23 protein-coding genes are annotated in these 22,490 nt (G+C 60.4%); 12 read left to right on the top strand and 11 right to left on the bottom strand.

From position 1 onward, the window contains the following. The first annotated feature begins 39 nt into the window (after positions 1 to 39). The 3 genes from ftrA to AEQ63_RS27220 all read left to right on the top strand — a co-directional run bounded on the left by ftrA (position 40) and on the right by AEQ63_RS27220 (position 2,714). Positions 40 to 1,014 (top strand): transcriptional regulator FtrA, encoded by a 975-nt coding sequence (gene ftrA / locus AEQ63_RS12270; RefSeq protein ID WP_064363583.1) that lies wholly within the window; start codon positions 40 to 42, stop codon positions 1,012 to 1,014. Between the two features lie 129 nt (positions 1,015 to 1,143). Continuing rightward, complete coding sequence (locus AEQ63_RS12275) at positions 1,144 to 2,382, top strand: S-type pyocin domain-containing protein (protein ID WP_064363584.1); 1,239 nt, start codon at positions 1,144 to 1,146, stop codon at positions 2,380 to 2,382. Beyond that, positions 2,379 to 2,714, top strand: a complete 336-nt coding sequence (locus tag AEQ63_RS27220) for a hypothetical protein (RefSeq protein ID WP_082367807.1) — start codon at positions 2,379 to 2,381, stop codon at positions 2,712 to 2,714. The genes AEQ63_RS12275 and AEQ63_RS27220 overlap by 4 nt, the downstream gene beginning before the upstream one ends. 62 nt (positions 2,715 to 2,776) lie before the next feature. Here the strand turns inward: AEQ63_RS27220 and AEQ63_RS12285 are convergent, their stop codons facing one another. Beyond that, a complete protein-coding gene (locus AEQ63_RS12285; RefSeq protein ID WP_064363586.1) occupies positions 2,777 to 3,115 on the bottom strand; it encodes an FKBP-type peptidyl-prolyl cis-trans isomerase in 339 nt (112 codons plus the stop codon). Between the two features lie 134 nt (positions 3,116 to 3,249). Here AEQ63_RS12285 and AEQ63_RS12290 point away from each other — a divergent pair, with 134 nt between their 5' ends. Then, the gene (locus AEQ63_RS12290) at positions 3,250 to 4,296 is read left to right on the top strand and encodes a M4 family metallopeptidase (protein WP_064363587.1); all 1,047 of its coding nucleotides are present in this window, start codon (positions 3,250 to 3,252) and stop codon (positions 4,294 to 4,296) included. 14 nt (positions 4,297 to 4,310) lie between these two features. After that, positions 4,311 to 4,622 carry a protealysin inhibitor emfourin gene (locus AEQ63_RS12295; RefSeq protein WP_064363588.1) on the top strand — a complete coding sequence of 104 codons (312 nt, stop codon included), beginning with the start codon at positions 4,311 to 4,313 and terminating at the stop codon, positions 4,620 to 4,622. Position 4,623: 1 nt separating this feature from the next. Here the strand turns inward: AEQ63_RS12295 and AEQ63_RS12300 are convergent, their stop codons facing one another. Together AEQ63_RS12300 and AEQ63_RS12305 are read right to left on the bottom strand one after the other, a co-directional pair. After that, positions 4,624 to 5,136, bottom strand: a complete 513-nt coding sequence (locus AEQ63_RS12300) for a hypothetical protein (protein ID WP_064363589.1) — start codon at positions 5,134 to 5,136, stop codon at positions 4,624 to 4,626. Positions 5,137 to 5,224: 88 nt separating this feature from the next. Then, a complete protein-coding gene (locus tag AEQ63_RS12305; protein ID WP_042609276.1) occupies positions 5,225 to 5,533 on the bottom strand; it encodes an RcnB family protein in 309 nt (102 codons plus the stop codon). A 200-nt stretch (positions 5,534 to 5,733) separates the two neighbouring features. Between AEQ63_RS12305 and AEQ63_RS12310 the strand changes: the two genes are divergently transcribed. From AEQ63_RS12310 to AEQ63_RS12325, 4 genes are all read left to right on the top strand, one after another. Then, a complete protein-coding gene (locus AEQ63_RS12310) occupies positions 5,734 to 6,330 on the top strand; it encodes a LemA family protein (RefSeq protein ID WP_173867292.1) in 597 nt (198 codons plus the stop codon). A gap of 21 nt (positions 6,331 to 6,351) precedes the next feature. After that, entirely contained in the window at positions 6,352 to 8,313 is a 1,962-nt protein-coding gene (locus AEQ63_RS12315) for a M48 family metallopeptidase (RefSeq protein ID WP_064363590.1), read from the top strand. A gap of 829 nt (positions 8,314 to 9,142) precedes the next feature. Continuing rightward, positions 9,143 to 10,435: an MFS transporter gene (locus AEQ63_RS12320; protein WP_016775219.1), complete on the top strand. Its 1,293-nt coding sequence runs from the start codon at positions 9,143 to 9,145 to the stop codon at positions 10,433 to 10,435. 13 nt (positions 10,436 to 10,448) lie between these two features. Continuing rightward, positions 10,449 to 11,219, top strand: coding sequence for a substrate-binding domain-containing protein (locus tag AEQ63_RS12325; protein ID WP_064363591.1), 771 nt, complete (start codon positions 10,449 to 10,451; stop codon positions 11,217 to 11,219). On the opposite strand, the gene AEQ63_RS12330 is transcribed toward AEQ63_RS12325, so the two are convergent. Next, the gene (locus AEQ63_RS12330; RefSeq protein ID WP_064363592.1) at positions 11,209 to 12,123 is read right to left on the bottom strand and encodes a LysR family transcriptional regulator; all 915 of its coding nucleotides are present in this window, start codon (positions 12,121 to 12,123) and stop codon (positions 11,209 to 11,211) included. The two genes, AEQ63_RS12325 and AEQ63_RS12330, sit on opposite strands and share 11 nt — an antisense overlap. Positions 12,124 to 12,374: 251 nt before the next feature. Here AEQ63_RS12330 and AEQ63_RS12335 point away from each other — a divergent pair, with 251 nt between their 5' ends. Next, complete coding sequence (locus AEQ63_RS12335; RefSeq protein ID WP_064363593.1) at positions 12,375 to 14,183, top strand: monovalent cation:proton antiporter-2 (CPA2) family protein; 1,809 nt, start codon at positions 12,375 to 12,377, stop codon at positions 14,181 to 14,183. A gap of 115 nt (positions 14,184 to 14,298) precedes the next feature. On the opposite strand, the gene hcnC is transcribed toward AEQ63_RS12335, so the two are convergent. The 6 genes from hcnC to AEQ63_RS12365 all read right to left on the bottom strand — a co-directional run bounded on the left by hcnC (position 14,299) and on the right by AEQ63_RS12365 (position 19,690). Further along, positions 14,299 to 15,558: a cyanide-forming glycine dehydrogenase subunit HcnC gene (gene hcnC, locus AEQ63_RS12340; RefSeq protein WP_064363594.1), complete on the bottom strand. Its 1,260-nt coding sequence runs from the start codon at positions 15,556 to 15,558 to the stop codon at positions 14,299 to 14,301. Beyond that, positions 15,551 to 16,960: a cyanide-forming glycine dehydrogenase subunit HcnB gene (hcnB, locus tag AEQ63_RS12345; protein WP_064363595.1), complete on the bottom strand. Its 1,410-nt coding sequence runs from the start codon at positions 16,958 to 16,960 to the stop codon at positions 15,551 to 15,553. Before hcnB ends, hcnC begins: the two co-directional genes overlap by 8 nt. Next, positions 16,957 to 17,271, bottom strand: coding sequence for a (2Fe-2S)-binding protein (locus AEQ63_RS12350; protein WP_064363596.1), 315 nt, complete (start codon positions 17,269 to 17,271; stop codon positions 16,957 to 16,959). The genes hcnB and AEQ63_RS12350 overlap by 4 nt, the downstream gene beginning before the upstream one ends. Before the next feature lie 237 nt (positions 17,272 to 17,508). After that, positions 17,509 to 18,048, bottom strand: coding sequence for a hypothetical protein (locus AEQ63_RS12355; protein WP_064363597.1), 540 nt, complete (start codon positions 18,046 to 18,048; stop codon positions 17,509 to 17,511). Positions 18,049 to 18,268: 220 nt separating this feature from the next. Next, positions 18,269 to 19,198, bottom strand: coding sequence for a hypothetical protein (locus tag AEQ63_RS12360; protein WP_016775227.1), 930 nt, complete (start codon positions 19,196 to 19,198; stop codon positions 18,269 to 18,271). A 189-nt stretch (positions 19,199 to 19,387) separates the two neighbouring features. Continuing rightward, positions 19,388 to 19,690 carry a hypothetical protein gene (locus tag AEQ63_RS12365; protein WP_064363598.1) on the bottom strand — a complete coding sequence of 101 codons (303 nt, stop codon included), beginning with the start codon at positions 19,688 to 19,690 and terminating at the stop codon, positions 19,388 to 19,390. Positions 19,691 to 19,888: 198 nt separating this feature from the next. Between AEQ63_RS12365 and AEQ63_RS12370 the strand changes: the two genes are divergently transcribed. Both AEQ63_RS12370 and AEQ63_RS12375 read left to right on the top strand, forming a co-directional pair. After that, complete coding sequence (locus AEQ63_RS12370; RefSeq protein WP_042609265.1) at positions 19,889 to 20,572, top strand: response regulator transcription factor; 684 nt, start codon at positions 19,889 to 19,891, stop codon at positions 20,570 to 20,572. After that, entirely contained in the window at positions 20,550 to 21,944 is a 1,395-nt protein-coding gene (locus AEQ63_RS12375) for a sensor histidine kinase (RefSeq protein WP_064363599.1), read from the top strand. Before AEQ63_RS12370 ends, AEQ63_RS12375 begins: the two co-directional genes overlap by 23 nt. A 126-nt stretch (positions 21,945 to 22,070) precedes the next feature. On the opposite strand, the gene AEQ63_RS12380 is transcribed toward AEQ63_RS12375, so the two are convergent. Then, positions 22,071 to 22,484: an SRPBCC family protein gene (locus AEQ63_RS12380; RefSeq protein ID WP_064363600.1), complete on the bottom strand. Its 414-nt coding sequence runs from the start codon at positions 22,482 to 22,484 to the stop codon at positions 22,071 to 22,073. Positions 22,485 to 22,490 lie beyond the last annotated feature (6 nt).

Genomic DNA, 22,490 nt, shown 5'->3' on the forward strand with positions numbered 1-22,490 from the left:
CAGTGGCGCGCAAGACACCGACCGGGAGTTTTCCGCCAAATGCTCACTCAGCCCAATCTGGTTGCCATTCTGGCCTACGATGGCCTCTGCACGTTCGAGTTCGGCATTGCCGTGGAGATCTTCGGCCTGGCCCGACCGGAGTTCGAGTTCCCATGGTATGAGCATGCGATCGCCGCGGTCGATCAAGGCCCGATGCGCGCCATGGGCGGCATTCAGGTGCTGGCCGATGGCGGGCTCGAACTCCTCGCCGAAGCGCGCACCATCGTCATCCCCGGCTGGCGCGACCGCAACGCCCCGGTACCGCCAGCGCTGATCGACGCATTGCGTCAGGCCCATGGCCGAGGCGCGCGGTTGCTGTCGATCTGCTCCGGGGTGTTCGTCCTTGCGGCCAGCGGCTTGCTCGACGGCCACCGCGCCACCACCCACTGGCGCTACACCAGCGAACTGGCCCAACGTTTTCCGGCCATCGAGGTCGATCCGGACGTGCTGTATGTCGATGCAGGCCAACTGATCACCTCCGCCGGCAGCGCGGCGGGCATTGACGCCTGCCTGCATCTGGTGGCGCGCGACTTCGGCACACAGGTCGCCAACGCCGTCGCGCGGCGCCTGGTCATGTCGCCGCAACGCACCGGCGGCCAGGCCCAATTCATCCCCACCCCGGTCAGCCCGACACCCCGCAGCGACCTGTCGCGAGTCATGCAATGGGCCCGCGAACGCCTGCACGAACCGCTGGAAGTCCGCGATCTGGCCAGCGAAGCAGCAATGAGCGAGCGCACGTTTCTGCGGCGCTTCCCCGAAGCCAGCGGCCAATCGCCGAAAGCCTGGCTGCAACATGAACGCCTGGCGCGAGCGCGGGAGTTGCTGGAAAGCACACACCAACACACCGAGCAGATCGCCCAGCGCTGCGGCTATCGATCGGTGGAGAGTTTTCGCGTGGCTTTTCGCAGCGTGGTGGGCGTACCGCCGTCGGTTTATCGGGAGCGGTTTGGGCGGGAGGGTAAAGCGATATGTTGACCTGTCTGGCAATGGATTTGATCTTTTTACAGTCCTGACAACTGCAAAAATTTCAGACGCGTCCTACATCCATCACTCCGTCGTTGCTTTAGCGTCCGCTTCGTTTTTTAACAACGGACAAGGACGCTCATGGCTCGCAAGAAAGACATCCCCCGGGTCCAAAACCCGCCAGAGGGAGATGGACACCACATCACCACCCGCTACATGACTGCCAGCGAACTTGCTGAGCGCGAGGCCGCGCATGGCGCTTATGAAGACATGCTGGCGCGGCAACAGGTTCACGAAGATCGACTTGGCAATCAGGCCATACGACAACAGCACAATTTAAGCGGCTGTGTGTTTGCGAAGAGTTGCAAGCTGCCGAACGGCGTCATCAATGATGCCAATCCATCCGGATTCATACCGGTTGGGAAAATTTCGGATTATGGAACGCTGTCCTTGCTAGCGGGGCGTGAACGTGACGCCGCCGGGAATATCGCACTCAAGGCAATTGGCGCGAGCAGTTTGCAAGCGTCGATCGGGGCTTTTGCTCTCGGCAGCTCTGGCAGTCTGAGCGCCAGCGCTGCGACCGCAAGTAGCACAAGCCTGGCTACCGGCGGTGTCGTCGCAGGCGGGTTGCTCGGATTGGTTGCGCTGCTGTGGCCATCGAGTCTCGCCGATAGCGCTCTCTACACAGAGGAGCAGCTACAGTCGCTTGAGACGGCTCGGACTCGGGTTCGATTGCACGTAGAACAGCAGCCCGACGGCACGTTGAAAGGATACGGATACAACACTCAAACGCGCAGCGATTGGGAAATGATTCCTGTCGTCCAGTTCGTCAAGCAAGGCGCCTCGCACGTCGCAGATTTTGGCAATGGGTCGACCCTACTCTGGACTCCCTCGGTAGACTCGTCACGCGGATCGGCAATTCCGCCGCTGGAAAGTGCGCCGCAGGTTCCCCACATCTGGGTATATCCGCCGACCGAGCAGGCGGACAAAATCATTGTCAATCCAGTTTACCCGCCTGAATACCAAGACTTTATTCTGGTCTTTCCGGCTGACTCGGGAATAAAGCCTCTTTACATTGTCTTGGCACTTGAGTTCGACGCTGCCAACTACCATGGAAAAAAAGACACGCCGGTCAAGAGCAAAGGTCCCTCGAATGGGCAGAAGGCTTTGGAGAGTTCGGTTCAGGTAAAGCCTACATCTGCGCGCAGGATTGGAGTCGATCCCGATGCCAATGAGTTGGTCGTTTTTGATCGCACTGGTGGTGAGGTCTACCACGGACACGTAAGGCCTTGGAATAAGCTTCATCAAGACATGAAAAACGCATTGATCAAAGCCAAGAAAGTAGACAGCAAGGGCGATATTCTGGGAGCAAGAAAGTGAGCCTCACCTACCAAGACCCGTCAATAGATCATGATGAATCCATACGATTACTGGCCAGCGGCGCTCAGGAAAATGTCATTCGCGCACTGATTTCCATTGGTTTGAATGAACCTGATGGCAACTGGGCTCAGCAAATCTGCTTCCAGCATCTCTCCAGCGAAACCGAAGCGATCGCTGCCTGTGCCATCACCGCCCTGGGCCATATCGCTCGTCGGCATGGAAGACTGGATACCGAAACCGTTTTGCCGGCGCTCGAAAACGTAAGCCATCGGATGCCCTCGTTGCGGGGCATCATTGAGGACACGATTGACGATATAGAGATGTTCACCTGAGCATCCGAAGTTGCGAGCGTTTGGATGAGGGTGGCTTCATCCAGACGCACGTTCCTCAGACCTCAATCCTCCCGCGTCAAAACCTCCAGCAACTCAATTTCAAACACCAGATTCGAATTCGGCGGAATCTTGCCCATGGTCCGCTCGCCGTACCCCAGATGCGCCGGCACCCGCAATTTGCGTTTACCGCCGACCTGCATGCCCATCAGGCCCTGATCCCAGCCTTTGATCACGCGGCCAGTGCCGATCACGCACTGAAACGGTTTGCCTCGGCTCCAGGACGAGTCGAACTCAGTACCGTCTTCCAGCCAGCCGGTGTATTGAGTGGTGATCAGTGCGCCTTTCACCGCGGCTTTGCCGTCGCCCGGTTGCAGCTCGATGATTTGCAGTTCGTCTGTCATGTCGTTGGCTCTATTGAGATTTTTCGCAGGCGGCGTTTTTCGCAGAATCCGTCGCCGATGGCAATCCATGGAACCGAAAACCCGCGTCGCCGCTCACATGTGTATCGACATCGTATGACGACAAGGATGCTTTGATGACCGACTCTCGATTGCTGCGCAGTTTCATTCCGCCCTACATCCTCAACCGCATCATTGCCCACGGCTCCGAGCCGCAACGCAACGCTGCGATGCAAACACTCAACCATGTACGCAGCCTGCTGCCCAACCCCGGCCGCCCTTCGCAGCCGCCGGCGCGGGCGATTCTGCCGGAGGCAACCAAACCCGGCCTGGCCCGGCGCAGCGTGCATGATGCGCAGAACAAAATGCTCTTGCCGGGCATGCCGGTGCGCCTCGAGGGCCAGCCGGCGTCGGGGGATCCGGCGGTCGATGAGGCTTACGATGCGCTGGGTGCCAGCTATGATTTCTTCTGGAAAGTGCTCGGTCGCGACTCGATCGACAATCAGGGATTCGCCCTGATTGGCAGCGTGCACTACGGGCAAGGTTACGAGAACGCATTCTGGAACGGCGCGCAGATGGTCTTCGGGGACGGCGATGGCGAAATCTTCCAGCGCTTCACCCGCTCGCTCGACGTCATCGGCCATGAACTGGCCCACGGCGTCACCGAAAGCGAGGCCGGTCTGATTTACGCCAATCAGTCCGGCGCGCTGAACGAGTCGCTCTCGGACGTATTCGGTGTGCTGACCAAGCAATACACCCTCGGGCAAACCGCCGAGCAGGCAGACTGGCTAATCGGCGCCGACCTGCTGATGCCGAAGATCCAGGGCAAGGGCCTGCGCTCGATGTCACACCCCGGCACGGCATATGACGACCCGCTGCTGGGCAAGGATCCGCAACCGGATCACATGCGCAAGTTCGTCATCACCAGCGAAGACAATGGCGGCGTGCACATCAATTCCGGCATTCCCAACCGTGCGTTTTATCTGGCGGCCCAGGCGTTCGGCGGCTTTGCCTGGGAAAAGGCCGGGAAGATCTGGTATGACACGCTGTGCGATGACCGATTGAGCCAGGAGGCAACGTTCGACGCGTTCGCAAAATTGACCATCGACCATGCCGGCCAGCGCTTCGGCGCCGAAGCAGCCGACGCAGTTCAGCAGGCCTGGGCACAGGTCGGTATCGAATAATCCGAGGAGGCTGTATGAAAACGCTACCCGAGCTGGATGACGATTCCGTTTTGCGCGTATCTCGCCAGGGTGGCGTTGCAGCGATTCACAGCCTGAGCCGCCCACGGGAAATCGAATTCGCGCAATGCGACATCAATCAGCGTTCGAGAATCTGCTCGGTGCTGGAGGGCTGTCTGCCATTGGACAACAGCGAATCCGGGCGTGGGGATCAACGCTTCTTTCAGATTGAAGTACGCTATCAGTCCGGGGAAATGGTGCTGAAAGTGCCGGAGAACCAGGCGCCCGGGGAGCTGGTGAGTCTGTGGGACAAGGGAGAACTGCTCTGATTCATGCTGGCGGGTCTTCTGCGTCGACAACTGACGATGTGCGGGGGCCCAATCCTGCGGTTTGTCCAAAGACCACACCGTTGAATGTGTGCGTACAGCACTCGCAATGCGGCGTCATGTCCTGCGCCGTCAGTTTCGGATTGACCATTTGCAGTCGATTTTGCTCATCGACATACAGCCCGCTGAAATAGCTGGATTCACCTAGTCGCACGATGTCCTGGCGATCTTCTTCATGGATGGCAACCATCCAGAACACTGGGGCGGATTGATCAAGTCGCGCGACAGCCTCACCGAAAATGGAATCCCAAGGGCCGCCAACGCGAGACAACAGGAAGCGAAAAAGCGGGGTGTAGTCTCTTCCGTATTGTTTGCCCGGATGCATCGAACTTCGCATGGCTTCGTGACGGCTTGCGGCTTTGCTGTTGCGCTGATCGCGGTAATGCGCAACTGATTCGTTGCGACGAACACCCCACGTACGAGTATTCACTTTGCGGTAAAGAAGTTTCTTGTCCAATCCCTTGTTCCTCATTCAAACGCCCGCTGTTTTACCGGAACGCCGTTCGAATACAATCAGCCATCCATGGCCAATTGTAAAACCGGGCCTATCGCTCGACCGGCTGCATCTCGACAATCGTGCCGTTGGTGATCATCACCATCACGTACTTGTCATTGATCTGCACCCACTGCGCCTGTTCGATCGGTGCTTTCAGACCTTTGGCTTTCCAGTTCTTCAAAGCCTTGTCCTCGCGCTGGTACATTTCCGGCGCGCGGTCGTTGACCTTCAGTTGGCGGTCGCTGGTCGGCGATTGCACGGCGGGTTCGCTGGAGGTTTGCGCCGCTTGAACAATGGGCGTGATCCCGGCAATACCGGCAACGAGGGCCAGACTGGCGATTAGGGTTTTGCTGTTCATCGGTGAACCTCTTTCAGATGAGTAGTACCTGAACTCCGACTGCGCGGCGCGGGAAACATTCCTTGTTTTTGTGCTCAGGCAGGCTGAGAAATTGACGCTGCCGATCTGGCCCGCAGCGAAAGGTGGCCCGCTGCCACAGACCCGTCGGATTTGCGCTAACATGCCGCGCCCCTTTCTGCCGTGTGAATAAGGACATCACCGTGAACAGCACTCTCATCATCCTTTTGGTCATTGCCGGCCTCCTCGCCCTCTACGCCATCCAGCTCTTCAACCGCCTCGTTGCCCGCCGCAATCAAATCAACAATGCGTTTGCGCAACTCGAGGTGCAGCTCAAACGTCGCTACGACCTGATCCCCAATCTGGTGGCAACCGCCAAGGGCTATATGGCTCATGAGCGTGAGACGTTGGAAGCAGTGATCGCAGCGCGCAACCACGCGGTTGCAGGCCTGCAGGCAGCTCAGGCGCAGCCGGGCAATGCCCAGAACATCGTCCAGCTCGGGCAGGCGGACAGCGCACTGAGTAGTGCGATGGGCCGGTTGAACGTGACGGTCGAAGCCTATCCGGATCTCAAGGCTTCGCAAAACATGCAGCAATTGAGCGAAGAGCTGAGCAGCACCGAGAACAAAGTCAGCTTTGCTCGCCAGGCTTACAACGATGCGGTGATGAGCTACAACACCCTCAAACAGAGCTTTCCGGCTGCCGTGTTCGCCCCGCTGTTCGGCCATGCTGCCGACGCGTCGCTGCTGACATTCGCCGACAGCGCGGCGATTCAGCAAGCGCCACAGGTTTCGTTCTGACCCCAGCCAACGGATGGCACCATGAATTTTTTCCAACAACAGCGCCAGGCCAAGCGCCGCACTCTGCTGCTCATCGTTCTGATGGGATTGGCCGTTCTGAGCCTGATCGCCGCGTCCTGCTTGATGATGATCATTCCGGTGGAAGACGGCGACGGCAATGTCCTCTTCGATCTAGAAATGAGCTGGGAGCTGGTCGGAACCGTATCCGCGGTAGTTATCAGCGTCGTGCTGCTGGGCAGTACGGCGAAGCATTCGGAGTTGTCCGCCGGCGGCAAAGTCATTGCGCGTAGCCTCAATGGCCGGCTGATCAACCATAACGCGCAGACTCTTGAAGAGCAGCGCCTGCTCAACGTGGTGGAAGAAATGGCCATCGCCTCAGGCACGGCCGTTCCGCCGGTGTATTTGCTGCCGGAGCTGGGCATCAACGCCTTCGCCGCAGGCATGACGCCGCAAAACGCGGTGATCGGCGTGACTCAGGGCGCGATCAATCTGCTGACTCGCGAAGAGTTGCAAGGTGTCATCGCCCATGAGTTCAGCCACATCTACAACGGTGACATGCGCCTGAATACCCGGTTGATCGCTATCGTTCACGGCATCCTCGTGCTCGGCCTGACCGGAAGCTACATCCTGCGTGGCACCGAAACGGTGGGCAAAGAAGCCGCGCGTCGCAGCAAGTTTGTCGCGCTCACCGCGCTGGTGGGTTTTGTCCTGTGCGTTGCAGGATTTGCCGGGTCGTATTTCGGCAACCTGATCAAGGCAGCGATCGGGCGCCAGCGCGAGTTCCTCGCTGACGCGACGGCTGTGCAATACACGCGCAACCCGCAAAGCATTGCCGGTGCACTGAAAAAAATCGGTGGTTATGAATTGGGCGCCACGCTCAATGCCGCGCGTGCTGCCGAGTTCAGCCATCTGTATTTCGGCTCGGGCACTTCTTCGTTCGACCTGATGGCCTCGCATCCGGATTTGAGCGAGCGGATCCGCCGGGTCGATGCGCAATGGGATGGCAGCTTCGTCAAGATCGCCGCGCCGAGCGTAGAGCTGCCGGCCAAACCCGACCTGCCGATGGCGGATGCATTTGGCGGTGTCCCGGCTGCCGCCATGGCGGTGCTTTACGACTTCAGTGCGGCGCAAGCCTCAGTTGCAGCGATCGGCGCGCCGCAGGCAGAACATTTGCTTGAGGCGCGCCGTTTGCTCGACGATATTCCGCAGGTACTCAGAGACGCTGCGCGCAGCGTCGATGGCGCTCAAGCCATCGTTTACGGGTTGTTGCTGTCACGCTCGGCGCCCGTGCTGGGCATGCAGTTCGACATACTGAGGGGATCCGTCGACGACGCGGTGTTCGAGCATTTGGAACAGCTGCAAAATCCACTGTTGTCACTACAGCCGGGCCTGCGTTTGCCACTGCTCGATCTGGCGACACCAAGCCTGCAACAGCTCGGCAAAAGTTTCCCCAGGGTCGATGCCAACCTGATCGCGCTGATTGAAGCCGACAACCAGACCGAACTGCTTGAGTGGACGCTGTTGCGCATCGTCGAACGCAATGTGCTGGGCGCGGCGCCGGTGCAGTTCAAATTCGGTCTGTTCCAGTGCGCCGAAGAACTCTTGGCACTGCTCAGCGCGCTGGCCCGCGCCGGTCAAAATGATCAAGCGACGGTGGCGCAGGCGCTGGAATCTGCGTGGCAAGGGCTCGCATTCGAGCGACCACCAGAGATTCGCGCCGATCTGGAAGAACTAATCGGGCTGGAAACCGCGCTCAGCCGTCTGCGCCATCTCATGCCGGAGGAGCGCCCCGCCCTGCTCGATGCGATGACCCGCTGCGTGATGCACGACGGCGTGATCACCGTGGCCGAAGCGGAGTTGTTCCGGGCCGTCGCCGACTTGCTCGATTGCCCGCTTCCGCCGTTTCTGAGCATGCCTGTGCAGGTTGGGAACGGCGCGACTGAGGTAGCTCGCGAACCAAGTGCAGTGTCGGCTACGGCGTAGGCAGAGTGGTAACCCGCCCCTATAGGAGTGAGCCTGCTCGCGATGGCATTCGACCGGCCAACATCGGTTTCGCCTGACATATCGCTATCGCGAGCAGGCTCACTCCTACAAAGAGCAGGAGCAAAAGCAAAAGCAAGATCAAAAGATCGCAGCCTTCGGCAGCTCCTACAGTTGGATTGGGCACAACCTCAAGATCAGGTCGGCTGTCAGGCCGTCTTCGCGAGCAGGCTCGCTCCCACAGAAACGCAAGGCAGCGCAGCTGCTCGCGGCGAAGCCGCCCCACTCAACAATGAGCGTTAGCTCGAGTGCTTTTGATCTTGATCCACGGGCGACGTCGGAAGGCTGAGTGGAGGGATTGATCCGGGCGTGGGAGCGCAGCGACCGTACGACGCAGTCGTACACAGCGGAAGGAGGTGCAGCGAAGCAAACCGGAGCCGCTGCGCCCGGATCGATCCCGCAGCGAAGGAACCCGAGCCTGCGAGGGCCGAACGCAGGAGCAAGCCTTTTGGGTTACCTTTTTGCTGGGCCGGCACTCCGGCGTTTGAAAAAGGTGACCCGCCGTAAGGGCGGAACCCTAAGCCGCCGTTACCGCAGCAACGGATATGTACCCGGTCGCCCTGAAAAAATCACCGCCTGACCAGACGCCTTCGCGAGCAGGCTCGCTCCCACATTGACAGCGCTCCACGGCACGGATTGATCCGCAACACGCATCAATCCATGCCAACAATGCAATTAACAGATTGTTACATCTGCGCCACCATCCACCTCAATAAAAACCGTGCGCCGCTTCTCCGTAGCGCACGTCATAAAAGCGGTGGAGTACTTTTCTATGACAGCCTCAATCCCTACCAACGGCTCGCGGGCCGGTGCCATCTTCCGGGTGACCTCGGGCAACTTCCTCGAACAGTTCGATTTCTTTCTGTTCGGCTTCTACGCCACGCAGATCGCGGCGGTGTTCTTCCCGGCGAGCAGCGAGTTCGCCTCCCTGATGATGACTTTCGCGGTGTTTGGCGCAGGCTTCCTGATGCGTCCGCTGGGCGCCATCGTGCTCGGTGCGTATATCGATGATGTCGGCCGGCGCAAAGGTCTGATCGTCACCCTGTCGATCATGGCCAGCGGCACGATATTGATCGTGCTGGTGCCCGGATACGAAACCATAGGCTTGTTCGCACCGGCGCTGGTGCTGATCGGCCGGCTGCTGCAAGGCTTCTCCGCCGGTGCGGAACTGGGGGGTGTTTCGGTGTATCTGTCCGAGATCGCCACGCCGGGCCGCAAGGGCTTTTTCACCGCTTGGCAGTCGGCCAGTCAACAAGTGGCGATCATCGTGGCGGCTGCGCTGGGCTACGGTCTGAACCAGTGGATGGAGCCACAAGCAGTGGCTGCCTGGGGCTGGCGCATTCCGTTTTTCGTCGGTTGCATGATCGTTCCGTTCATTTTCTTCCTGCGCCGCAATCTGGCGGAAACCGAAGAGTTCGCCGCGCGCAAACATCGTCCGAGCATGCGCGAAGTATTCCGCACCCTGGGTCAGAACTGGGGCGTGGTGCTTGGCGGGATGTTGATGGTCGCGCTGACCACCACCGCGTTCTACCTGATCACCGTGTACGCGCCGACCTTCGGTAAAACCGTGCTGCACCTGAGCACTTCCGACGCGCTGCTGGTGACGTTGCTGGTGGGTGTGTCGAACTTCTTCTGGCTGCCGATTGGCGGCGCGTTGTCGGACCGCATCGGCCGTCGCCCGGTGCTGATCGGCATGGCCCTGCTGGCCCTGGCCACGACTTATCCGGCGCTGTCGTTCCTGGTGCAGGCGCCGAGTTTCACCAACATGCTGCTGTCGCTGTTGTGGCTGTCGTTCATCTACGGTCTGTACAACGGCGCGATGATTCCGGCGCTGACCGAAATCATGCCAGTGGAAGTGCGCGTCGCCGGTTTCTCGCTGGCCTACAGCCTGGCCACGGCGATCTTCGGCGGCTTCACCCCGGCGATGTCGACCTTCCTGATCCAGTACACCGGCGACAAAGCCGCGCCAGGTTACTGGATGAGCATCGGTGCCCTGTGCGCACTGTGCGCCACGCTTTACCTGTACCGCCGTGCCGGTGGTCGTCTGCAACCTGTCGCGGCCTGAGGAAAAACTCGCCATGAAAAAACTCTTTACTGTCACCGCCCTGCTCGCCGGTCTCGCCTTCAACTTCGCGGCCCAGGCGGAAGAATTGAGCGTGATGACCTCCGGCGGCTTCACTGCCGCTTACAAGATCCTCGGGCCGAAATTCGCCGCTGCGACTGGCAACACCCTGACCACCAGCCTCGGCCCGTCGATGGGCAAGGCGCCGGAAGCGATTCCCAATCGTCTCGCCCGCGGTGAGCACGCCGACGTGGTGATCATGGTCGGTTACGCCCTTGATGAGCTGATCAAACAAGGCAAGGTCGACCCGGCGTCCCGCGTTGAACTGGCGGATTCGCGGATCGGTATGGTGGTGCGTGAAGGTGCAGCGAAACCGGACATCAGCAGCGTGAATGGCCTGAAGAAAACCCTGCTCGACGCGCAATCGGTGGCGTACTCCGACAGCGCCAGCGGCGTGTATATCGAGCAGCAGTTGTTCAAGAAACTCGGTATCGAAGATCAGCTGAAACCGAAAGCCAAGATGATCGCCAAGATCCCGGTCGGTTCGGTGGTTGCCACGGGCGACTATCAATTGGGCTTCCAGCAGGTCAGCGAATTGCTGCCGGTACCGGGCGTGAGCTTCGTCGCGAAGATTCCGGAATCGGTGCAGTCGGTGACGCGTTTTGCCGCGGGTATTCCGGTCACGGCCGAGCATCCAGAAGAGGCCAAAGCCTTGCTCGCCTACCTCGCAGCACCGGCCGCTCAGGCTGACGTGCAGGCCACCGGACTGGATTCGGTCAAGCGCTGATCGTTGGCGGCTGGACGCGCATCTCGACGACCAGCCGCTCCAGTTCCAATGCCGCCGGGGTCAACGTACGATCCCGGCGCTTGATGATGCCGACACTGCGCATCACTTGCGGCTCGGTCAGCGGCACCCGCGTCAGGATCGGATGGTCCGGCCCGGGCATCGCCATCAACGGCACCGCCGCCACGCCCAAACCCGCCTCCACCAGGCCGATCATCGTCGTCACGTGCCGCGTCTCGCAAATGCTCTGACGCTGCGGCACCACCCCGCCCAAGGCCTGATCAAGCAGGAAGCGATTGCCCGAAGTCTTGTCCAGCGCGATGTAGTCCTGCTGATAGAACTCGTCCCAGCTGACGCTGCTGCGCCCGGCCAGCGGATGATCGCGGCGACAGGCGACGACATAGCACTCCTGCACAAGCGGTTCGAACTCGACTTTGGCATCCTGCGTGCCGAGAAAACTCAAACCGAAATCCGCCTCGCCATTGACCACCGCACTCAACACATCATGCGCGCTGGAATCGAGGACTTTGACTTTGATTCGCGGAAATTGCTGGTGATAGCGCGCGACCACGCGCGGCATGAAGTAGTACGCCGCCGATGGCACACAGGCGACGGTGACATGCCCCAAACGGGTCGAGGCGACTTCGCTGATGCCGAGCAAGGCGATGTCGAGATCATCCAGCAACCGCTCGACGCTGGGCATGAAACCGCGTCCAGCCTGGGTCAGGCTGACCTTGCGCGTGGTGCGCTCGAACAGTTTCACGCCGAGGGCGTCTTCGAGCTTTTCGATGCGCCGACTCAGCGCCGGCTGCGACAAGCGCACGGTGTCGGCAGCCTTGCGAAAACTGCCCTGCTCGACCACCGCGCGAAAGGCTTGCAGGTCGTTGAGGTCGAAGTTGATGGCCATGGCGTTTCCGGAAATTGATGCGCAGGGGTTATAAATGTAACCAGTTGATGCAAATTATTACAGCGACACCGGAAATCCAGTGTAGGAGTGAGCCTGCTCGCGATAGCGGTTTGTCAGTCACGGATGATGTCGACTGTTCCACCGCGATCGCGAGCAGGCTCACTCCTACAAGGGATCTTTGGTGGATCTGAAATCCGGTCAACCCTTATCCTTGCCACCCCCCGCCGTATCCGTAGTCAGGAGTCGTTCCAATGCCCCATGAAGGCAATCTGTTGCAAGCCGCTGTCGTGTTTCTGTTCGCGGCGGTGCTCACCGTGCCTTTGGCCAAACGTCTGCAACTGGGCGCTGTGCTCGGTTATCTGTTTGCCGGGGTGATCATCGGCCCGTCAGTGCTGGGCCTGATCGGTAATCCGCAAAGCGTGGCGCATATTTCCGAGCTGGGCGTGGTGTTGCTGCTGTTCATCATCGGCCTGGAGCTGTCGCCGCGACGCTTGTGGGTGATGCGCAAATCGGTGTTCGGCGTTGGCCTGGCGCAGGTGCTGCTGACCGCGTCGGTGATCGGCGGGCTGGCGCTGTCGGTGTTCGGTCAGCCGCTGAACAGCGCGATTGTGCTGGGCCTCGGTCTGGCGCTGTCTTCTACCGCTTTTGGCCTGCAAAGCCTCGCCGAACGCAAGGAACTGACCAGTCCCCACGGGCGTCTGGCGTTTGCCATTCTGCTGTTCCAGGACATCGCCGCGATTCCGTTGATTGCGCTGGTGCCGATGCTCGCTGGCGTCGATCACCACACCAGCACCGCCGACGACATCCGCCACAGCCTGCAGGTGCTCGGCGGCATTGCTGTGGTGGTGATCGGTGGGCGTTATCTGCTGCGTCCGGTGTTCCGCGTGGTGGCGAAAACCGGTCTGCCGGAAGTGTCCACCGCCACCGCGTTGCTGGTGGTGATCGGCACGGCGTGGCTGATGGATCTGGTCGGTGTGTCGATGGCGCTGGGGGCGTTTCTTGCCGGTCTGCTGCTGGCGGATTCGGAATATCGCCATGAGCTGGAAGCGCAGATCGAACCGTTCAAAGGCCTGCTGCTCGGGCTGTTTTTCATCAGCGTCGGCATGGGCGCCAATCTCAGCCTGTTGTTGAGCGCGCCGATCACCGTGTTGGGCCTGACCCTGCTGCTGATCGGGCTGAAATTGCCGCTGCTGTTTGTCGTCGGGCGTCTGGCCGGCGGGCTGAACAAGATCAGCGCAATTCGCCTCGGTATCGTTCTGGCTGCCGGCGGTGAGTTTGCGTTTGTGGTGTTCAAGATCGGTCGCGATCAGGGCCTGTTCGAGCCGCGTCTTTACGACCTGCTGGTGCTGACCATCACCCTGTCGATGGCGCTGACGCCATTGCTGCTGTTGATCTGCGCGCGGCTGGTCAGCCCGAAAGTGCAGCCGGTGGAAGTGCCGGAAAAATTCCGCGAGATCGACACCGAAGCGCCGCGCGTGGTGATTGCCGGCATGGGCCGGATGGGCCAGATCGTGGCGCGGATTCTGCGAGCGCAGAACATCAAGTTCGTCGCGCTGGACACCTCGGTGGAAACCATCGAACTGTCGCGCAGCTTCGGCGGTGTGCCGGTGTTCTACGGCGACCCGATGCGCCCGGAAATTCTCCACGCGGCGAAGGTTGGCGAGGCGGAATATTTTGTCATCGCCACGGATGATCCGGAGACCAACATCAAGACTGCCGAGGTGGTGCACAAGCTGTATCCGCACATGAAAATCATTGCCCGCGCGCGTAACCGTCAGCACGTGCATCGCTTGATCGATGTGGGCGCGGAGGCAATTCGTGAGACCTACTATTCGAGTCTGGAAATGAGCCGTCGTACATTGGTCGGCCTTGGTCTGACGCAAGCCCAGGCCGATGCGCGGATCAAGCGTTTCAAGCATCACGACGAACAGGTACTGGAGGCGCAGCACGCCGTTTACGACGACGCCGCCAAAGTCCTGCAGACCGCCCAGGAAGCCCGGGCGGAACTGGCCAAACTGTTCGAATCGGATCAACTCGAAGAAGAATCCCGCAACACCTGAGCCCTGCACAAAACCTGTAGGAGTGAGCCTGCTCGCGATGGCGGTGTGTCAGTCGACTTATTCATTACTGACACACTGCTATCGCGAGCAGGCTCACTCCTACAGGGGATCGGTGTCAGGCCAGTTCTAATTCCAGTGTCGGTTTGACCGGTACCACTTCAAACCGATCCGCGAGAAACGGCGTGATATCCAGCGGCAGCGGTTCGTCATTCACCAGTTTGTCCAGCAACACCCCGGTGATCGCTGACGTCAGAATCCCCGTGCGGAAGTGTCCGCAGGCATTCAGATACCCCTCGACCCCACGCATCGGCCCGAGGATCGGCAGCTCATCCGGCGACCCCGGACGCAGTCCTGCCCAGGTGCGCTTGAGGTTGACGTCCGCCAGCTCCGGCAGGCAGCGCACCGCGCCCTGCACCAGCCCGGCAATCTCCGGGAAGGTGGTGGTGACGTCGAAGCCTTTGTCTTCGGTGGTGCTGCCGATGAGGATTTCGCCATTGTCCTTTTGCGCCACGTAGCAATCGCTGGTGGTCAGACAGCCGTTGAGGATTTTCGGCATTCGCTCGGTCAGTAGAATCTGGCCTTTCACCGGTTTCACCGGAATACGAATCCCCGTCGCCCACTCACTCAGATCCGCCGCCCAGGCGCCGGCGGCGTTGATCAGCGTCTTGCAATGAAACACCCCCGCCTCCGCCGTCTGCACACCCGTGACGCGAGTACCGTGATGCAGCACGCCGGTGACGTTGGTGTTGACGAAGAGGTCGACGCCATTCTGCCGCGCGCCTTCCATATAGGCATCGACGAGGCGGAACGGGCTGACCTGATGGTCGCAGAGAAACTCCAGCGCCCCACGAGCCTCATGACTGACACTCGGTTCCGCCGCGCGCAACGCCGCTTGATCGAGCCAGCGCACCTGATCGGCCAAATGCGGAATGCAGCCGACGATGTGCTCGGCGTAGACCCGGTCTTCGTCGTCATAGATCACGAACTTCAACCCGGTCTTTTCGAACTTGCAATCCATGCCGTGATTGTCTTTCAACTCGCGGTGCAACGCCGGGTACAGCGCGTTGGACTGCAAGGCAAAATCGAAAAACGACGCCGGCAAGATATGCGGGGTACTGGCGTCGACCGCCACCGCTGCGCCCTGGGTTTGGCGCTTGCGGTTGGCCGACATCATGCGAAAGAAGATCACCCCGCAACCGAGGCCGACCGACTCGCCAATCGCCCACAAACCGCCAGCCGAAGCGCGGGTCGCATTGCCGGGACGCTTGGCGTCGATCAGCGCAACTTTCAGATCTTTGCGCTTGGACAATTGGTAGGCGCAGGACGCGCCGATCACGCCGCCACCGGCAATGACCACGTCGTAGAACTTACTCATGGCAAGCGCCCTCCTTGCCGAGGGACTGGAACGCGGAAAACGGCACCGGATCAATCGGGAAACGCGGGCGCAGCCAGCCGACATCCTGACGTCCGGTGGCCTGACGCAGGCGATCACTGCAATAGCCGACGCACATCCGCCCCTGACAATCGCCCATGCTCACGCGGGTGCGCATTTTCAGGCTGGCGATGTCTTGCACGCCCTGCTCCAGCGCCAGGTCGATGTCAGCGCGGGTCGCGTGTTCGCAGCGGCAAATCACCGTGTCGGCCGCAGGCAGAGCAATCTGACCGACGCCGCGCTCGGTGTAGCGATCCACCGCCGCACGAAAGCGCACGATGGCTCTGAGTTTGCTCGCGAAGCGATCGCGGCGCACCCGGGCCAGTTCGGCGTCGAGCACGCCGCGTTGCAGCAGGATAGAAGTGGCGGCGATCTTGCCGGCGAGCATCGCCGCTTCGCCGCCACGGATCCCGCCCACGTCACCGGCCAGATGCACATGCGCCACGTTGCTTTGTTGCCAGTCATTCGCGTGGGCACGCAGGTAGCCGTCTTCGCTGAAACCATGATCGAGGCCCATCTGCTGGCTCAATTGCGTGCGCGGGATAAAACCGTAACCGACCGCCAGCGTCTGCGCTTCGAAGCGTTCGACCCGCGACAGATCCGCCTCCCAGGTCGCCGAATACGGCGCGACGCTGACGCTTTTCAACTCGCCTTCACCGTGGGCTTCCACCACACCCCAGCCGTAGTGCATCGCAATGCCGTGCAATTTCAGATAAGCGAGCATGCTCAAGCCGTCGAGGAACAGTTGCGGCTTGTTCAGCAGCGCCAGACTCTCCCGGGCGATCTTGCCGAACGCACAAGCCTCGTACACCCCGGCGACGCGTACGCCCGAGGCATGCAACTGGGTCGCCACCAGCGGCAGCAACGGCCCGGTGCCGGCGATGATCACCGGCCCTTGCGGCTTGACCACGCCACTCTTGATCTGCAATTGCAGACCGCCAAGCAGGATCACTCCCGGCAACGTCCAGCCGGGAAACGGCACGCTGCGTTCGTGACAACCGGCGGCCAGCAGCAGTTGCGGATAAGCGATCTCGTGCAGCTGTTCATCGCCGTCAAGCAACACCATTGCGCGAGTGCCTTCGGCGCCGACCACGCGGTGGTTGAGTCGCACGTCGATCAGGCCCGACTGCTGCTGAAATTCACCGTGCAGTTTGTCCAGCGCCTCCGAGTAACGCGGCCCGAGATAATCCAGTTGCACGCCATCGCGCAACGGCCCGCGATACACCACCCCACCGAGGCGCGAGGCCTCTTCGAGCAAGGTGCAGCGCACCCCATGGCGCGCCAGCTCGATGGCCGCCGCCATCCCCGCGGGCCCGCCGCCAACAATCAACGGTTGCAGGCTCATACGACCTCCTGCGCGACGACGCGGTTGACCTGGGTCTCGATCAGCATGCCGTCACGCACCAGGGTCTGACAGGCGCGGCGCTTGTGGCGACCGTTGATTTTCACCAGACAGCACTGGCACACGCCCATGCCGCAATAGGCGCCGCTTACCTGATCGTGATCGTTGCGCGCGATCTGCCGCACGCCGAGGGACTGGATGACGCTGAGGACGGTTTCGCCGATAGCGGCGCTGACCGCTTGGCCATTGATGTGCACGGTCATGTCCGCCTGCACCAAGGGCTGGATATCGAAGGTTCTGTCTAGGCAGTTCATTACGGTGTTCGTCCGTGAAGATTCAATTGAGGTTGTGTCAGCTCCTTGCTGCACTACGCCTCGTCGACGCTTTTATTGCTGTGTTTTCAACGTCGACGCGGCTACTTCGTCAGCGCAACAAGGTGCGCGACAAGCACTGTAGCTCATACCTCAGCAAAGGCCTGGGTCATTTACGGTAGGCGATATCGCCAGGCGAAATATTGATCCAGGCCAGTGAAAATGGCGGACGGACATCGATCAGTTGGAGAAAACGAACTGGCCTTTGATTTTCTTTGCGCCGAAGAAACCAAGGTCGGGGAACAGCAGGTTTTTCAGCCAGGCCACGTAGAAAATCATCGGCAGGGTGATTGCCACGCCGATCACCGTACCGGTCGGGTCATCCCCGTATTCCTTGAACATGCGCGGAACCTGGCTGATCGAGAGCACCACGTACACCGTGTAAGCATGAGCCGCGTTGCGATAAAAACCCCAGGCAAAGAGCAAAGGCACGCCACCGGCGAACAAACCAAGTCCGATGGCAAAACCGGTACTGATGGTCAGCCCGAGGAGATAGCCACCCACCAGACCGATCAGGGCCTGAACGTAAGTCAGTCCGAGGAGGATCTTGATCTTGCCGGCGTGGCGTTCGAGCAGATCCGGATCCGGGCGCGAACCGATCAGATAGGCCAGCGCCTTATCTTTCAGCGCTCCACCGGAGAAGGCCTTGAAAGTTTCGGTTTTCGAGCGCCCGGCATCGAGCATTTCGGCGACCTGGCGTTTGATTTCCTTCTTGTCCAACTGACTCATCCTTAAAGTGAAAAAGCGGAACGCCCGCTTTGCGCGGGGATTTTCGCTTTTGGCCCCGCAGAAAGCAAAAAGCCGCTTTCACCCGAAGATGAAAGCGGCAGAGGCATCCTGCCTCAGAGGGATCAGTGTACGAACAGGGCGATCAGGATGATGATCGGGATCGGTACGCCGAGGAAGAACAGCAGTAATGAGCGCATGGTGACTCTCCTTTTTAACGAACCGGAGTGGTAGTGGTGTAGGTGTCGACTTCGACGTACTCGACCGCATCGCGACGACGACCGCCGAAGGTGGCTGCGAGGCTGGCGAAGAATGCGCCGGCCAGCAGCGCAACGAACATCCACAGCGAGGTGTAGGCAGCAACTTTCGCGGCGGTGTCAGCTGCTTGCTGAGCTTTCAGTTTCGCGTCAGCGATGGCTTTCTGCGTGTTGGCGTAGATCTCGTCGACACGACGCTCGGCATCGGCCTGGCTCAGGTTCGTACGTTGCGAAACCAGTTGTGCGAGGTAGGTGCGGTCCTCGGCGCTGAGCTGACCGTTGGCCAGGCTCTGGGCGAAGATGCGGGTCACGGTGCCGCGTGCGGCGTCATCGCTGACGGCAGCAGGACGATCATCGCGGAACAGACTGTCGACGAAGTAGCCGTACTGATCGCTGTCAGTGTTGGCAGCAGCCGAGCCGGCGGCCTGGCTCATCGCACCGGCAGCACCGCCGACTACATTGGCACCGGCCTGCACACCACCGCTGACGACGCTGCTCACCGAACCGACAACCAGCACAGCCGTGACCAGCGTGGCGACGCACCAGGCGAGGAAGCCGTGGGCGGTGTCGCGGAAGTAGACTTCGTCACCGTGCATGTTGGCCCACTTCACGCGCAGACGGCCGGCAATGTAGCCGCCCATGCCGGAAGCAATGATCTGCGTCACCGCCAGCCAGACAATCGTCGAAATGCCCAGGCCTTTGGCGCTGACGCCCTCTCCGGCCCACGGTGAAACAGCCGAAAAGCCCAGGCCGAAGCCGAGCAGTACCAAAATCATCGACAGTGCTGCGGCAGCCGCTGCACCCGCGAAGATCGCGCCCCAGGACACGCCTGAGACACTGCTCGACTCTTCCACGGCAGGATAATAGCCATCAGGGGATCTGTTCATTGTTGTGCTGCTCCAGGCATGAAAAATGGTGTTACAACTCGTCAAGTGGGGAATTGCAGTGACCGTGCCAGTTACAACATCTAAATAAACCCTTTTTTTTCAATGCTTTATAAAAGATGAACTTCTCAGGACGTTGCAAATTGCAACACCTGCCGAAATACAGCGGGTTTTATGCATTGGCTTGGTCGATCATTTTCGCTTGTAGCTCTTTTTCCCGCTGGGCGTCAGGCAATACACCCCACCACGGGGTCCTGTGCAAAATGAGCTGGTTCCGCAGGCGCAGCCATCGTCGCTTTGCAGGAAGTTTTGCGGTCGCGCCTCCTGGCGCTCGCCAAACATTGCCGCGCAGCTCTTCTTCGAACCGCTGATGGAGCCGTCATTGCACAAAAACAGATCGCCGTCGCAACGGTCAATCCCGCCTTTTTTGCCGGAACAAGGGGTATTGGCCGCCTGAACGAGAATGCTGGTAAACAGCAGCAAGAGCAGGACCATTGGTTTCCAGCCACGGCGAATCAATTTAGTCACAGCCCTACTCCTGTTAGATTTATGGCCAGATGATATCAATCTTCCGACAACCAAAGATCCCGACCCGGCGAATGGCAGCGACAACATGAAAGTTAATTTAAAGCGTCACGGTAATTTCTTGGCAAAATGCTGCCATTCCGTTTGAACCGATCAGCAGGCCTGCCTATGACTCGTATCTTGACCATCGAAGACGACGCCGTGACCGCGCGGGAAATCGTTGCCGAACTGAGCAGCCACGGGCTGGACGTCGACTGGGTCGACAATGGCCGCGAAGGCCTCGACCGCGCCGTCAGCGGCAACTATGACCTGATTACCCTCGATCGCATGTTGCCCGAGCTCGATGGCCTGGCCATCGTCACCACCCTGCGCACCATGGGCGTGGCGACGCCGATTCTGATGATCAGCGCCCTCTCCGACGTCGATGAGCGGGTGCGCGGCTTGCGCGCGGGCGGCGATGACTACCTGACCAAGCCGTTCGCCACCGATGAAATGGCCGCGCGGGTTGAAGTGTTGCTGCGCCGGCAGAACAGTGTTGCCACCCAGGCCACCACGCTAAAAGTCGCCGACCTCGAACTGGACCTGATCAGCCACGAAGCCCGCCGCGCCGAGCAAGTGCTGACGCTGCTGCCGACCGAATACAAACTGCTCGAGTTTCTGATGCGCAACAGCGGCCAGATTCTTTCGCGAATGATGATCTTCGAAGAGGTCTGGGGTTATCACTTCGATCCGGGCACCAACCTGATCGACGTGCACATCGGCCGTCTGCGCAAGAAGATCGACGCTGCGGGCCATGTTCCGCTGATCCGCACGGTACGGGGCTCGGGCTATGTCATTGCCGAACCCGTCTGACGGCTGGCGCTCCTCCAGCAGTCGCTTGCTGGCGCTGTACAGCACGCTGTTCGTGGCCTGGAGCGCAATTCTCATGGGGGTCATGTACTACGAGGTGTCCGGCTACCTCGACAAGCTCGCCAAACACTCGCTGATGCAACGTCAGCACCTGTTCTCGCACTTTCGCGGCGAGCAGCTGGAAGACGCCCTCGCCGCCAGCATGACCTTCGACATTCGCGGCATCGACGCCTACGGTCTGTTCGACGCCCAGGGCAATTACCTGGGCGGTGCGCTGCAACAAATCCCCGAAGGACTGCCGCTGGACGGCAAGATCCACATGCTCGCCGAGTGCGCCGATTCCGACGACCCGACCCTGCCAAGCGACAGCTGCGACGCGGTGGCCACACAAACCCGTGACGGGCGCTGGCTGGTGTTGCTGCGCGACAATGGCTCGTTGTTTGCGGTCACCCGGATCATTCTGCACGCGTTGTTCTGGGGCGTGTCACTGACGATCCTGCCGGGCATCGCTGGCTGGCATCTGCTGCGGCGCCGGCCGTTGCAGCGCATTCGGGCGATTCAGAACAGCGCCCAGGCGATCGTTGCCGGTGACCTGACGCACCGTTTGCCGCTGTCCAATCGCCGCGATGAACTGGACATGCTCGCCGCCATCGTCAACGCCATGCTCGAGCGCATCGAGCGCTTGATGAACGAGGTCAAAGGTGTCTGCGACAACATCGCCCACGATTTGCGCACCCCGCTGACCCGCTTGCGCGCGCAGTTGTATCGCATGCAGCAACAGGCCGGCGAAGGCTCGCAGGAAGCGGCGCAACTGGATCTGGTGCTGGCTGAGGCGGATACGCTGATGGCGCGGTTTCGTGGTCTGTTGCGGATTTCCGAACTGGAAGATCGCCAGCGCCGTTCCGGCTTTGTCGAGCTTGATCCGGTGCAACTGCTGGAAGAGTTGCACGAGTTCTACCTGCCGCTGGCCGAGGAAGGCGATCTGCGTTTCCAACTGAACATGCCGGAGACGCTGCCGCCGCTCAATGGCGACCGGGCGTTGTTGTTCGAAGCGCTGGCGAATCTGCTGAGCAACTCGATCAAATTCACCCCGCCCGGCGGCACGGTGATGCTGCGTGGGGTCAATGCGAACGGGCAGACGCGGATCGAGGTGCATGATTCAGGGCCGGGGATTCCCGAGGCTGAACGTGAGGCGGTGTTTCAGCGATTCTATCGCACTGAAGGTGGCCAGCCGCATAGTGGTTTTGGCCTCGGACTGTCGATCGTCGCGGCAATTGCCAGCCTGCACGGCTTCAGTCTCGAGGTCGGCGGCAGTGATCTGGGTGGGGCGAAACTGGTGCTGGATTGCCGGCAGAGTTTGATTGAAAACTCCTGATTCCGAACTTGAAACGCAACCCCTGTAGGAGTGAGCCTGCTCGCGATAGCGGTGTGTCAGTCAATATAGGTATCGACTGGGACGACCCTATCGCGAGCAGGCTCACTCCTACAGGGGGTTGCGGTGTCATCTGGTTGGGTAATTGGCCCGCAGGGCGTCGAGCCCGCCCTGATAGATGCCGTTGAACAACGCCACCACTTCTTCATCGCTCACGCCGACCGCGTTAAAGCGCCCCGACCACGTCACCCGCGCCCCCTGACCTTGGGCTTCAACCTTGATCGTCGCCAGGTAATCACTGGCCGGGAACGGCGCCTGTTCGATCGAATAGCTGTACGTTCGAGCGGCGTTATCGAAGGTCTGCAGACGTTCGACCACCACGCCGCCGTCAGCGGTCTTCAGGGTGCGTACGCGCCCGCCTTCGCTCAGTTCGCTGTTGGTGATCAATGGCAGCCAGTCCGGCAGCGTGTTGAAGCCGCCGATCAATTGCCAGACCTGATCGGCCGAGACCGGGATGTCGATGGTTGCGGATGCTGTTGGCATAAAACC

This window comes from Pseudomonas sp. RIT-PI-o (assembly GCF_001297215.1).
Classification (GTDB): Bacteria; Pseudomonadota; Gammaproteobacteria; order Pseudomonadales; family Pseudomonadaceae; genus Aquipseudomonas; species Aquipseudomonas moraviensis_A.